13 protein-coding genes and 2 pseudogenes are annotated in these 13,319 nt (G+C 45.0%); 6 read left to right on the forward strand and 9 right to left on the reverse strand.

Annotated features, from left to right (window positions below; genetic code table 11):
• Nucleotides 1-618 precede the first annotated feature (618 nt).
• The 5 genes and pseudogenes from RTM13_RS14475 to RTM13_RS14495 all read left to right on the forward strand — a co-directional run.
• On the forward strand, nucleotides 619-1,539 hold the full coding sequence (locus RTM13_RS14475; RefSeq protein WP_312212671.1) for an ABC-three component system protein: 921 nt from the start codon (nucleotides 619-621) through the stop codon (nucleotides 1,537-1,539).
• Complete coding sequence (locus RTM13_RS14480; RefSeq protein ID WP_072262266.1) at nucleotides 1,536-1,784, forward strand: ABC-three component system middle component 6; 249 nt, start codon at nucleotides 1,536-1,538, stop codon at nucleotides 1,782-1,784. The genes RTM13_RS14475 and RTM13_RS14480 overlap by 4 nt, the downstream gene beginning before the upstream one ends.
• A complete protein-coding gene (locus RTM13_RS14485) occupies nucleotides 1,781-3,502 on the forward strand; it encodes an ABC-three component system protein (protein ID WP_312212672.1) in 1,722 nt (573 codons plus the stop codon). The genes RTM13_RS14480 and RTM13_RS14485 overlap by 4 nt, the downstream gene beginning before the upstream one ends.
• Nucleotides 3,503-3,662: 160 nt before the next feature.
• Entirely contained in the window at nucleotides 3,663-4,406 is a 744-nt protein-coding gene (locus RTM13_RS14490; RefSeq protein WP_202123240.1) for a hypothetical protein, read from the forward strand.
• 87 nt (nucleotides 4,407-4,493) lie between these two features.
• Nucleotides 4,494-4,688 (forward strand): annotated as a pseudogene (locus RTM13_RS14495) (DUF4917 family protein); the annotation flags it as partial.
• 285 nt (nucleotides 4,689-4,973) lie between these two features.
• Here RTM13_RS14495 and RTM13_RS14500 read toward each other — a convergent pair.
• Nucleotides 4,974-6,065: a hypothetical protein gene (locus RTM13_RS14500; protein ID WP_312212673.1), complete on the reverse strand. Its 1,092-nt coding sequence runs from the start codon at nucleotides 6,063-6,065 to the stop codon at nucleotides 4,974-4,976.
• A gap of 135 nt (nucleotides 6,066-6,200) precedes the next feature.
• Between RTM13_RS14500 and RTM13_RS14505 the strand changes: the two genes are divergently transcribed.
• The gene (locus RTM13_RS14505) at nucleotides 6,201-7,091 is read left to right on the forward strand and encodes a hypothetical protein (RefSeq protein WP_312212674.1); all 891 of its coding nucleotides are present in this window, start codon (nucleotides 6,201-6,203) and stop codon (nucleotides 7,089-7,091) included.
• A gap of 218 nt (nucleotides 7,092-7,309) precedes the next feature.
• On the opposite strand, the pseudogene RTM13_RS14510 reads toward RTM13_RS14505, so the two are convergent.
• The 8 genes and pseudogenes from RTM13_RS14510 to RTM13_RS14545 form a co-directional block, all read right to left on the reverse strand.
• Nucleotides 7,310-7,396, reverse strand: a pseudogene (locus tag RTM13_RS14510) (hypothetical protein); the annotation flags it as partial.
• 320 nt (nucleotides 7,397-7,716) lie between these two features.
• Complete coding sequence (locus RTM13_RS14515; RefSeq protein ID WP_312212675.1) at nucleotides 7,717-7,920, reverse strand: antitoxin VbhA family protein; 204 nt, start codon at nucleotides 7,918-7,920, stop codon at nucleotides 7,717-7,719.
• Between the two features lie 82 nt (nucleotides 7,921-8,002).
• Entirely contained in the window at nucleotides 8,003-9,361 is a 1,359-nt protein-coding gene (trbL, locus tag RTM13_RS14520; protein WP_312212676.1) for a P-type conjugative transfer protein TrbL, read from the reverse strand.
• Between the two features lie 187 nt (nucleotides 9,362-9,548).
• Nucleotides 9,549-10,343, reverse strand: a complete 795-nt coding sequence (trbJ, locus tag RTM13_RS14525) for a P-type conjugative transfer protein TrbJ (RefSeq protein ID WP_312212677.1) — start codon at nucleotides 10,341-10,343, stop codon at nucleotides 9,549-9,551.
• Nucleotides 10,344-10,424: 81 nt separating this feature from the next.
• Nucleotides 10,425-10,778, reverse strand: coding sequence for a conjugal transfer transcriptional regulator TraJ (gene traJ, locus RTM13_RS14530; RefSeq protein WP_312212678.1), 354 nt, complete (start codon nucleotides 10,776-10,778; stop codon nucleotides 10,425-10,427).
• 663 nt (nucleotides 10,779-11,441) lie between these two features.
• Complete coding sequence (locus RTM13_RS14535) at nucleotides 11,442-12,224, reverse strand: ABC transporter ATPase (RefSeq protein WP_312212679.1); 783 nt, start codon at nucleotides 12,222-12,224, stop codon at nucleotides 11,442-11,444.
• Nucleotides 12,211-13,068: a helicase RepA family protein gene (locus tag RTM13_RS14540; protein WP_312212680.1), complete on the reverse strand. Its 858-nt coding sequence runs from the start codon at nucleotides 13,066-13,068 to the stop codon at nucleotides 12,211-12,213. The genes RTM13_RS14535 and RTM13_RS14540 overlap by 14 nt, the downstream gene beginning before the upstream one ends.
• 5 nt (nucleotides 13,069-13,073) lie before the next feature.
• Nucleotides 13,074-13,304 (reverse strand): helix-turn-helix transcriptional regulator, encoded by a 231-nt coding sequence (locus tag RTM13_RS14545; RefSeq protein ID WP_094110081.1) that lies wholly within the window; start codon nucleotides 13,302-13,304, stop codon nucleotides 13,074-13,076.
• Between the last annotated feature and the right edge of the window lie 15 nt (nucleotides 13,305-13,319).

The raw sequence follows: 13,319 nt of genomic DNA on the forward strand, positions 1-13,319 counted from the left end.
CATAAGATAAAACCAATACAAATCAGTTGATTGAGTGTGATTTAAATCCAAATACCATTGAAAATACCAGAACGGCGAAAAAAATTTTGTTCCTGAGTTAGAGCCAAGGAGCGACATAGCCCAAGCCTCCACAGTTTGAAGCTAGAGGTTACGCCAGTATGCAACTCCCTTTATGGCGAAACACATTAGCATAATGCTGGACTGCGAGGGGCAGCGGGAGCCAGTGATGAAGCTGAATTGGCGCGATACAGCACGTTTGAAGCGAGTAATAATCCACACCCATCAATGCCACAATGCTCGTAAGTCTGCGTCAAAAATCAAATGACATCTATACGCAAATGAAGCAAAATCTAACGACAACAAAGCCCAAAATGTGCTATGGCAAGCATTGAGTATGTCATTCGTACTCGGATTGATGAGCATTTAAAGAGGAAGCCGCAAACGTATTGGTATTAATGGGCATATCTGCCCCGGGTGCCATTCTCATGCAATTCATACTAATTGCGGCCGACAAATTTTTTCCCCTTGATATCAATCGTGTGCACCTTTACCGCAGCTTCAGGAAGCCATGAGCGACAGCCTGAAGAATTTCAAAAACATAGGGTCAGAGCCTAGCGTATGGATCGCATACAACAACTCAACTACGAAAAGGATTTCCGCATTGCCTTCTTAGAATCTAAGGGGGACGGTTTTCAACGTTTATTTGAGAAGCTGATGTCGAAGGCACATCCCAACGACTTCATGGCATGCCGGCCTTGGGGCAATGTTGGGGACCGGAAAAACGACGGATATCTGTCTTCCGCTCGAATACTGTTCCAGAGCTATGCCCCTAATGATTTAAGCGCTGTTGAGGCCATCAAGAAGATCAACGAAGACTTCGAAGGGGCCAAGGAGTACTGGGAAGATTATTTCAATGAATGGACCTTCGTCCATAACGCACCGGATGGGCGGCTAGGTCCGCACATTATTGAAGCTTTAGCCAAACTAGCTCAGGACAACCCGCTGATTAAGATAGGACATTGTGGGTACGAGGAAATGCTAGCGAAGTTCCGTCAACTAAAACTTCAGGATCTCGAATCTTGGTTTGGCCCTTCGTTAACAATGGAAGCAAATATAAATCTGGGCTTCGGCGACTTAGCTGCAGTGCTCACTCACATTAGCATCACCCCCATCCCTACTGCGAGCGATGTGAAAGATGTTTCGCGCGGAAAGATCGAAGCAAACCTTCTATCTCAAGCTGTTGCAGACTTCCTGAAGATAGGTATGCAGAAGTCTCCTCTCGTTGCGCAGTTCTTTAATAGCTGGAAGAATCCTTCCTACGGCGAGCAGATCGCACAGGCTTTCAAGAGCAAATATGAGGGGCTGCGGGATGGAACTCCTCAACTTCATCCAGATGAAATATTCGGCCGCTTAGAAGCATGGGCTGGGGGTACTATGAATACCACGCCTGCTCACAAGGCGGCCGTGTTAGCCGTAATGGCTTATTTGTTCGACAAATGCGAAATTTTTGAAGATGCTCAAACTGTGGGGACTGTATGATCCTGCCATCTAAACATCTGCCTCAGGAGCGTGCTCTTCTGACTGTCGGTGCGCGTGTTTTGACGTTCCTCGCTCGTCCAAAAACTGTCTCCGCACTTTGGGATGAATTGAACAGACACGATACAGGCTTAACCGTAACGCCTCGGCGAATCACCTACGACTGGTTTTTGCTCTCCCTCGACCTTCTATATACACTTGGAACCATCGAACTAGAAAGCGGCCTTGTGGCCAGGAGAAGAGCGTGATTCATCACATTTTCAGCACGCTACCTAGCTTCAAAAATCTTGGAGATCTGAAGCCCGGCCTGAATGTGCTGCTCGCTCAAAAAACTGAGGGAGCATCCACCAAGCAAACACGAAATCGTGCCGGCAAAACCAGTTTTGTGGAGTTGGTACATTTTCTGCTCGGTGCCGATGCCGGTCCAGAGTCGATTTTCCGCACCCCGGAGCTGGCCGAACACACCTTCGGCATGGACTTCGATCTGAATTCGGAACGAACGGTCGTCGAGCGCAGTGGTGGTTCCAAAGCCAAAATTTTCGTTACAGCTCCGCCTGCCGCGAAGGTCAAGTTCTCGGCCACCGAGTGGTGTACGTTCCTCGGCGAACAAATGTTTGGCCTGAGCAGCCTTGAAGCTGCAGGCAGCAAGCCGCCTTCATTCCGGTCGCTGTTTGCCTACTTTGTACGCCGACAGGCGAGCGGCGCCTTCATGACGCCAGAAAAACAGGCTACGATGCAGGGAACTGGCGACATGCAGATGGCGCTAATGTTCCTACTCGGACTGGACTGGCAGATTGCCCGAGATTGGCAAGCTGTACGCGATCGGGAAAAGACTCTCGAAGAGCTGAAGAAAGCGGCTGGCAACGGTGCCTTCGGTTCAATCATCGGCAAAGTCGCAGACTTGCGCACAGAGCTAACCATTCAGGAGGCCCGTCTCAAGAAGCTTCATGCGGAAGTTGAGACTTTCCAGGTGTTGCCGGAATACCGGGAGCTGGAAGTCGAGAGCGCAACGCTCACCCGCGAGCTCAACGACTTGGCCAACGCCAACACCATCGACTTCTCGGCTATTCGTGATCTGGAAAACGCCCTCGCCTCCGAGATTCCTCCGGACCATGAAGACCTTCAGGCTGTCTATCAAGAGGCAGGTATCGTGCTTCCCGGCTTGGTTAAACGCCGCTATGAAGACGTGAAGAGCTTTCACGACTCAGTGGTGCGCAATCGCAAGGACTATCTGTCCAGCGAACTCGAAGCTGCCAAGCTGCGTATCGAGCTTCGTGACAGTAAGAAAGCACAGCTCGACCAACGTCGTGGCGAAATCCTTGGAATTCTCAAGAGCCATGGTGCTCTCGAACAGTTTCTCAAGTTGCAAGGAGAAATGGGCCGGCTGGAATCCGAAGTGGAATCGTTGAGGCAACGTTTCGAAGCTGCAGAACAGCTCGAAGGTACCAAGAACGAGCTGGACATAGAGCGCAATCGCCTCACTATTCGACTGCGACGTGACTTTGCTGAGCAGAAAGACCGATTGGCCGAAGCCATCGTCGCCTTTGAGGAAACTTCGCAACGCTTGTATGAATCGGCCGGCAGTATGACGGTCGATGAAACCTCCAACGGACCAATTTTCAAATTTCCGATGCAAGGTGAGCGCAGCAAAGGCATCAAGAATATGCAGATATTCTGCTTCGACATGATGCTTATGCGCTTGTGCGCCAAACGGCAGATGGGACCGGGATTTCTGATCCATGATAGCCATCTGTTTGATGGCGTTGACGGACGTCAAGTCATTAGCGCTTTGCGTCTTGGCTCAGAGATCGCCCAAGAGCTTGGCTTTCAATACATCGTGACGATGAATGAGGACGACGCTTTCAAGGAAACCATCGGTGGCTTCGACCTTAATGACCATGTGCTTCCAACACGTTTGACCGATGCTACGGAGGACGGTGGGCTGTTTGGTATCAGATTTGGATAACTATCGGACTGGTGGTGGTTGAATTCTGAGTATGCGCTTGAATAGTGGGAGTTTCGGAGCTATCGGGAAGCACACATAAAAGGCCGCACTACCTCTCTGAAATATGCGAGAAGCAAAAAGGATGATAGGACAAAGAACCCGCTATTCGTTAGCGCAATTCATGGAACTGCAAGAGCCCATAAATTCAATCGTGCTTTTGGGCAAGTACGGGGTGCAACACTTATCCTTGCCCCACGGACAACTGTTATACGGTTTACTGAACACGCTACGTGATCTCGATGACCGCACGCTCATGCTGGCGCTGGCCGAGGTCGTTGCGACAACAGGCGATCTGCGGGCTAGGGTCAATCCTAAGTATCGTTTCGATGAGCGATTGCACGACCTGACGCAGTGCCTACTGCTAGACGGCTACATCATCAAGGACAAGAAGCTGGTTCAAACTGATCCATCGATTACCGATGCGGCGCCCTTAGAGGATGACTTGATCGACGCCTTGCAGAAGTCGGGGGCTCCCCGTGCGCAGGAAATCATCGCCAAGATCAATGACTCGGCTGGCGCGTTCCGGTCGACACCACCCGACTACAACGCTTCGCTCGTGAATGCCCGCGTGGCGCTGGAGACGCTGGCCGGTGACGTGGCTGCCCATAACGCCTCGCAGCAGCCGACACCAGCCACCTACAACCCATCAAAGTGGGGCGAAGTGCTTGCGTTCCTGCGAAGCAGCGGCGAGATCACGGTCGAGGAGGAAAAAGGGCTGGCTGGCGTGTTCGGTTTTCTAAGTCCGGGCGCTCACCGCCCGATGGGCATCCCAGAAGATCAGATGACGCGGCTCGGCCGCTCATTCGCGCTCAACATGTGCTGGTTCTTGCTCAAGAACCATCTCCTGCGAATCCAACAGCCTTGAATGTACCGGCTCAGTTGAGTAAGGAACGACAACATGCCGTTTGAGATCATACCTTGGGAAGCGATTGTCTAAAACTGCGGATGCACAATTCTCCTCGGAAACGGTGCCAGCATTTCCATCAATACGAGTTTTTCGTATTCCTCACTGCTTCAGCATGCCACTGAGCAGAACTTGCTTCCCGACAACGCTCAGCAGTTATTCAATTTCTTTCAGACCAGCGACTTCGAACTGGATCTTCGGATCGTCTGGCAGGCATCGAACGTCAACCGTTCGCTACGAATAAAGGCGTGATTGTAATTTGCGAACCTAGTTTTGATCCCGACGGCTGGTTAAAAACATATCAGGTAAACGCCCGACTGAATGAAGGCCGGGTAGGAAATTTTGTTAATGCCTTACCGGGCAGGGTCTTTTCGTTTAAACATGCCACTACAAAGAACATGCAAAACATAGGCATCCCTGCGGTCAGAAATGCCCTTAGTAAGGCTGGAATAGCGGTATTTCCTGAACACAAAAAACGCATCATTAACTAAATCAGGCAGACTAACAGTATTGATTGAGTAGACTCTGTCAACCTTTGTCCTCAACCAGAGGCCCATCATAAGCAGCTGTTACATCGAGAATAAGCTGCATCAATTCCCCGGGTTTAGCTCTGCCTTTAATGTCCTTCATAATCTGACTATGAACGTAATGACGAGAAGGAGTAATCTCATTCAATATATTCTCTATACCCTTGGCATTTGCCGTCTTTAAGTGTTCTCTAATAACCGCCTCGATATCCTTGCGCGCCATTTCAATTTCATCAGGATGAAAATCAAAAACTTTCCCATCAATTATTTCATCAATAACAGACGCATGCCATACAATCCCAACCTGCGGGTCCGCCTTCTCAGTAACACCGACTCTGCCAACATAAATCCCAGCATGAATAGCAGCAATGCGACCAACGTTAATGTGGTGACCAAGAATACTCACATCCCCTGCATTATTATAATAAAATACTGAAGCACCGGACATACCACTGCTTGAAGCACTGTCGATAAGAAACTTTCTCGCGTTTTGCCATTGGAATGCTGGATTCGTAGCTATTGTAGCTCTTTTCCAGACCGGGTTATAAAATTGATCTGTTATATTGTGAGGATAGCCCGGAATGAACACCTCATCAGTAACATTAGCCGAATTCATCCATCGTTTTGCCAGAACATCATCAACGAGATACTGCTGGATTGCATGAATTGTTAAATTATCCTCTTCGTCAAAAAGTGAATATTCAAACTCCATCTTCTCATAGCCAGAATACCCTACAGAGGTATGCAAGCCGTTTACGTCAAAAGGTATTGCGACTACGTCCACTCTTGGCCAGTTATCTGGATGAATATGGTAAAGCGCTTTAGTATCATCGTATAAAGGCAACCTGATATTCCTAACTGTTACCTGACCGAATATGTGATATTTGAAAGACACTAGAATATTATTCGGAACCGCATTATTCTTTTGGTCAAGACATTCCATGGAATCAGTATGGCGACCCGATACATTATGCCATGCTGTTACAACATAGTATTGACCAGCTCTTTTATAGAATACGCCACTCCCTGTTGATAATGTTTGTTCGTTAAAACGCATTGTTAAATGAACTATTGCCGAACTTAAATCAGACATACAACATATCTCCAGAAGATATCGCCAAAAAGTGATGAATAAAAAATTTTCAAACCAATCTCATTATATGCATTTACTTAGAATTATCAACCTGCTAAATATAATGTGGAAAAGTCATGAACATCAGGAGGTAATATGACATTAGTTGTTGCAGGTTTCGAGAAAGATGGAAGTATTGTTTTTTGTGGAGACTCTCTCATAACCACTAAATCTCGAGGAATGTCAGTAAAATTGACATCAAGCTTTAGAAAAATAATGCCGCTTGAAATTATTGTACGAGTTCCTGATTTTGATACTAGTGGGAAAATCGTTCGCTATTTTGAAACAGAGTCCTGGCATCGTTGTATGATTGCTTTTGCCGGAAGCACTTTAGTATCTCAACATATAATTAATTCTATACAGGGCCACTTAAGACAAATAAAATATACTTATGATAAAGGGGAGTATGACTATCACTCAGGCACTCAAAAAGGGGCTGGTTACAAGCTAATCATGGGATGTGAAGATAATAAGGAAGTTGAAAACACGCTCTGGGATGATGATGTATTTATCGATTGCAGAGAGGCAGCCAATAAACTGTTAAGCAGTGAATTTCTTGTTAGCTTAGTTAAACATTGCATTGAGAAAATAATAACTGAGTTTTACCTTAATACTGATGAAAAATTTGAGAAGGAATGGTTTGCAAGTGATTTCATAGTAGCCTTATCTTGTTATAAAACTGGTAAAAACCATCTCTTTACATTCAAAATGGAATTTGATGATAACTTTGTCAAGCTTGTAACAAGGGAAATTGGCGCAAATGAATTAGCCATTATCGGTATAACACGGTATAACAATGAAATACATCATACCTATCAGGTTAATCAATCATCATTAAGCACCGAAAGTATATTATTTAAAGAAGTCGTAAAAGCTGTTGAGGATAATGAGAGCGCTGATTTGAGGGAAATTGGCAAACCTATTGTTTTTAAAAAGTTTGATAAGCATCGTGAATTACGCGATAAGCAAAAAGAGTACAGAGGGTAAAATATTTCCACAAGATTCACTCAGAAATTTAGAGTTGATATAGTTCTATCCCGGCAATAAAGATTTTCATTATCTCTATTGCCACCTTAAAACTTCATCGCTGTGGCCTATCCCATTGCATGTAATTTCCCAAAAACTTATCACCTAGTACGCTTTTGTCATAACTGATGCCTTAGAATAAAATGAGGATAGAAGAGAAAAACTGGAATAGTAGCTTATTCCGGACAGCGCAGCGGAACGCCCATCAGGGTGAAAATGGAATCAATGAAGACCTGAGCAGCCCGCAGGGTCAGCCGAAATACGCGTGTCCTCTATTTAAGTGGTTCCCCCGGTTCGACACGTACCTTTCCAGCACTCTCACCACCCGCTGCGCTGGGATATCTCGGCATATGAGTTACTATTTTTACCGTCGTTTCTTCCGATCTTGCAACTTCTGCAGATTGCTCCAAAAATCCTCATCAGTCCCAAATATGTCAGCAAGAACGCGGGCTTCAACATCGCTAAGACGACGCATACCGCACATAATATCTTTGACATCCTGCCGAGAAATCCCCATAGCCCCCTTAAGCATCATGAGACATACTCAGCGGTTTTAATAATTCCTCGGTCAGTATTTCTCCCACTGTCAGAGGCCACCGGTATCTGCTTTTGTGTAGTAGGCAAGAATCTCAGCACGCCCCTGCTCATACGTCAGCTCACCTGAAATAATACGTGCCTTGATAGATTCATATAGCGGCGTACCACTGGGGTCCTTTCCTTCGAGTCTAAGGGAAGCCTCTGCTTTACGAAAGCCCTCAATGAGTAACCGTGACTCGGGAGTTCTGGACATGATTTTTCCTTTGAGTTGCAGGAGTAGAGTTTGCTCAGTGAAAGCGTCAGTTCGCGTTTTCCCGTAAACTGACGTGCTTAATTCAAGATTTATTATTGCCGGATAAGCTATCTCCGGCAAAATCATCATGTTCGCGGTTATCCCGACGAGTAGCTGTTTGTTTACGTATCTGAGTCGCCAACTCTTCTCCAATAGTCTGATGAGCACCAGAAGAATTGCTGTTTTGCTTCATTGTTTGGTACTCAGCAGCTCCATTAACCATACTGCTTCCCATATGTCTTGCCATGCGTCCAGCACGCGAGAACGATGCAGCAAAACCTTCGCTTCCTCCACTGGAGCTACCTTTACGAGATGACTGGTCTCCCGACGTGTTTACAGAACCAGTATCTTCACCACCGCCAAATCCTCCACCTGAACCACCGGCAGATCCAGATTCTTCGGCCATTGCCGTTTGTGCAGATTCGAAAGCGGCTTTTAATGCAGAAACCCCACCACTGACTTGAGCTGTAGTGCTCATTGCCATCGTTCCAGCACCACTAATCGCAGTAGCAGCAGCGCCCGTAATCATACCGGCCCCAAACCCACCAATCCCCTGTAAGGATGCTCCTCCAACAATGCCAGATAACAACAACGGCAATTTATTAGTCAATACTAAAAGAATAATTGAAGCCAGAAGTAAAACAATAAGACTATTAAGATCAGGAATATCATTTCCAATAATAGAAAAGTATTGATCTATAAATGATTGTCCAATACCAATGATTATTGTCATCGTGAATAATTGAATACCAATCGATAAAACAGTCCGTAGGTAATTTATTGCTATATCGGAGGTCCACTTCGAGCCACCAAACCCAAGCAATATAACTCCCGCATAACACAATACCCATGCAGAAACTAAAATGATTAGCATATTTATCGCTATGAGGGCCATTACTATCAAAACAATTATCGCTACTGTTATCATAATGGTGGATATCATTGGCGACCAAATTGATGCGGCTGAACTGACCTTGGACAGTATCACAAATGCCATATCAACTATGCTTGAGGGTGATATACCAGTACCTATTCCCAGAGCGTTTGCTGCAAGTTGTCTCATTGAATTAATTATTGATTGAGATATAGCTGGGCCGTTGATTAAAAGATAATAGAAAAAACCAATAACAGCAAAAAAACGAACCATTTCTGCAAGTACCCCAGTCAGCCCCTCCCCTTGCAGCGCCATCATGCTAAATGTCCAAACCATACTTATTAATACCAGCCCCCAAAAGAGCCAATTCGCATAATCGCCAATTACTGTTGTCCATGTGCTAGCTACTTGTTGAAACTTATCTAACAATGTATCAAGCAACCCGCTACTATCTAACTGACCAGCATAGGCATTAAAAGAAAATAAAACTATGATACCAAAAAATGTGAGCTTGCTTACTATTTTCATAATTACCACTCTCGTTTAGGACTTGGATTATTATTACTACGCAATGCACAATTATCGTATTTATGCGCATCTAATTTATTATATGGCATCGTTGAGCAATCTTTATCGTTTTTTTCGCAAGAACAAATAATCATTGAAGTGATTAGAATAAAAACCATCGTGATTTTATTTTTCATTCAATTGGTCCTCACCACATTCGCTTTGGGCTTGGTGTATTCTGTCCAGCTAATACTTTCTCATCAGCGGCTATTTGTTGGGCTTCTTTATCAGCCTGAGCTTGCGCCAGGGTTGTAGCTGCATTTTGTTGTGCTACCAGTAATGAGCGGATTTGCAGTAACTGATTTGTTTGTGCACTAGCAAGCTGGTTAGCCGTCTGAATGGCTTCCATTTGTCCTTTTGCACCGGTTGCATGAGTTTGCAAGTCTGCCAGGTTGTTAGCATCGTTTTGCAGCGTTTCTTGCTGTTCATCGATCGCCTTGAATACGGCGTCATTAGCTTTTTTTCGTGCCTCAGAACTGTCCTGTTCAGCTTTACGCAGTGCGCTAATTTCAGATGCAGTACACTGAAGATTGGTGTTGAAGCACGGTGATGAACGGTAGTAGTTAATGTCTTGATAACGTTTCAGATACGAATCGAGACTTCCGGCCTGATTTTTGTAGTAATTCAGGGTGTCCTGCGCCTGCAGTAATTTGTTGATGGTCGAATTAGCCTGGTCCCAGATGTAAGCCCCAGGTGCTACGGTGTTCTGCAGCATGTTTTCATATTGCTGCAGTTGCGTCTGATATTGCTGGATTTGTTTTGATACAGCCTGAACGTTGTTGACTGCGCTGATTGTGGTCTGAACCACATTAGTTCCATCAACAACAGGAATACCTGCTTTCACCGGTAATGCCACGATATATGCTATGAAGGAAGCTACCAATGCTTTTTTAGCGGCTAAAATACTTCTTTGCGATGTAAATATTCGGAGCATAAATTTCATTTGCTTACCTCAAATTCAACTGATTATTAGTATTGTAGACTTGGACTGGTAACAGATGCTGATATATAGAAATCCATATATTTAATTATCCAAAACTCTATCCATAATAGTCCTTAGTTCTTGTCTGGTTGATTCTATTTTTGCAAGCAAAGCTTTTATCAGTGTGGGCGAAAAATCAATTGTGCGAGGATCATTAGCTAGCCACAATTTAAGTAAACCACCAAGTCTCCCTAGATCAGCATTTACCCGGCTAAGTTCCATAACCTGTTTAATATCTACAATAGACTCAACCTGATAACCCATTGCGACTTTACGAATGAAACTCGCGACACTTAAACCAGAAGCTTCTGCATTTTCCTGGATTTGCGCTTTTTCCTCTGGCAAACAATAAACTTTAATTGGTGTACTGTTCTTTCTAGTCTGAGAAACTGTCATATCACTCTCCATATAGGCGGTAGCCGATCAGCCTCGCAGAGCAGGACTACCTTGAGCAGCGTTGCGGCGAATAGGGAGTGGTAAAGTTGGGACACCGGAGCGGTGGGCCTACTTTACATGTCCTGCCCTACCGTTGCCGTTGTATATCTGTGCACGACAATGTGTATTTCAGTGTACAGGATGTGTTTTTTTAATGTATTAGTGCAGGATTACTCGAGTGAAATCTGCAGCAAATGTGTTTTTTGCAAGGAAACTATAATTCTCACTTTTAAAAATGACCTCTAGTAGTTCTATATGGGCGTCCGCCAACTATATTTATGTTTCGATATAATGAAAGAAGCCTTTTATTACTTATGAACTTTTTTAATTACCTTGTCTGAGCATGTGCATTGCAGATTTTAGCGGCTAAAATCTGCCTTCCTATGCCCAAAGGCAGAGGCGTACCTCATATGTCATAAAATCTACCTCAAGCGTCAATATACCAAGCGTGTAGGTAATCTCTTCTTCTGGCGTACAACCATCGGCCTTTGGCCGATTCTGGATTTGAAAGCGCCTGCTCAGGCAGGTGATTTCGAAGCCTGAAGATCCTGAACGATCCTGTAAATACTGCTGAATAGTAAAAATTCGGGCCTCTGTAGCACGCTATCGGGCCGCTATAACACGCTATCGGGCCGTTGTGACACAATATCGGGCCGTTGTGACACGTTTTATCCTGGAACCGTTCAAATCAATTCCAATCTCAAGCAATTGCACAGCATCTTCTTTCAATCTCCGACGGTAATTACGTAAAGTCATATTACTCGTTCCTTCACCGCATACTGCTAATATCAACGTATCCATATACCACCCTCCTAAAGGATTATTCCTATGGGTTAAGACATGACGAGCGACTGCCTGGCTAATACCATGTTGTAACCGAGCTATGGGGCCAGGATGATAATAAAATGGCAAATCTTTTTTGAGTAACATTGCTAATGCAACACCCAGACGGACACGCCATAAACGGCGTACTCCCCCAGTCAAAGGATCTGGACGCGTCATAGGTGATGGTACTACATGATCGATCAGTCCCCCTATTATAAAGTCGCCGCTTTTCTCCAGCTCTGGCGTTATAATTTCAACTGTTGCGACGCGCAGATCTAAAAGCAATTTATGTATACGACCATAACTGTACTGTGCATCGGATAGCGTTCGGCGTACTTTCGCTGGATCTACTAATAATTCGATTCCACCATCAGAAATTTCACGACGTTGCTCGGCAACATATAATATTGTCTCTACGATATCGGCATGACGCTGTCCGAGCCGTCCGGTAACACGACAACGTCCGAAACTTGTCTCCATCCATTGTCCCTTTACCTCCTTAGGACGCTGGCTTGGTTGGTACAGAATTACTCGGGCTTGCCAAGCTGTACTTGTGGGCGCCACTTTATTACCAGTTGTCATTGTCAGCGCCACTCCAGGTAGATGTTCTTTCTTTAGTAAGCTTTTTATTATTCTTCGAGCTGAGCGCCGTTACTTTTAATACTCCCCCCTCATGTCTCTGTAACCAACGTTCTGGCGCACGTTCCCCATAATTTGCTTTATTTATTCCAAATCTAACAAATTGATCTCGAACATCATCAGAAATACCATACGTCTTCGCTTCTAAGGCGGTCATGCCCGCCAGATAAGATTGCCACCGTATATTATCAACCAGGACGCTACTACCCCTGCTTGCCTGCTGTATATCACCAACGCCCATCGTGGCAGCGCCTTTGTTTGAATGGTGTAGAAATATAATCGAACATCCAGTATCAGCAGCAATACCTTCTAGCTTTCCAATGACTTTGGACATTGCTGCGCTATTATTCTCATCCTCCTGGTGGAAACGGCGAAGAGTATCCAAAATTATTAAACGTCTACCTTTTGAAACTTCATTGATCAAGTTTCTCCAATCTGGCAAGAAAATATTTGGACATTTCCCTACCAAAGGTTCGACCAGTAGCTTATCAGCTACAATCTGCTGCTGATGTGCTGTTAGATATTTTCCCAAAGCATATAGACGATGGTGAATAATGTTTGCAGAGTCCTCCACAGGTAAATATGCCACTAACCCCGTTGGATATTCACCAAAGTTTAAAAGATCTACACCACAAGTAATCTGCACAGCAAGTTGTAATGCCATCATTGACTTTCCAACGCCTCCCGGAGAAACAATCGCTCCGACAGTACCAATAGCTAAATTAGGCAAAACGTAATCAATTGGCTGTGGCGGAGCTTCAAACGCTTCCATTATGTTCAATGACATTGCTATTACCTACCTAAAACAATACCGGGTCTGGCCGCTTTAAACATTGCTGATTTACGATCCGCAATCCACTGTTCCACTTCAGATAACTGCCATGCAACATTTCGGCTAGTAAGTGCTATACGGCGAGGAAACTCACCTCGCTGCTCAAGGTTATAAATAGTCCGGGCTGACAATGGGATCATTTCCAGAAGCGTTTTTCTGTTAATGAGCGTGCTATGTGCCTTTGGTTGCATCTGCCTTCCTCCTGT

This window comes from Pseudescherichia sp. (genome assembly GCF_031979925.1).
Taxonomy (GTDB): domain Bacteria; phylum Pseudomonadota; class Gammaproteobacteria; order Enterobacterales; family Enterobacteriaceae; genus Pseudescherichia.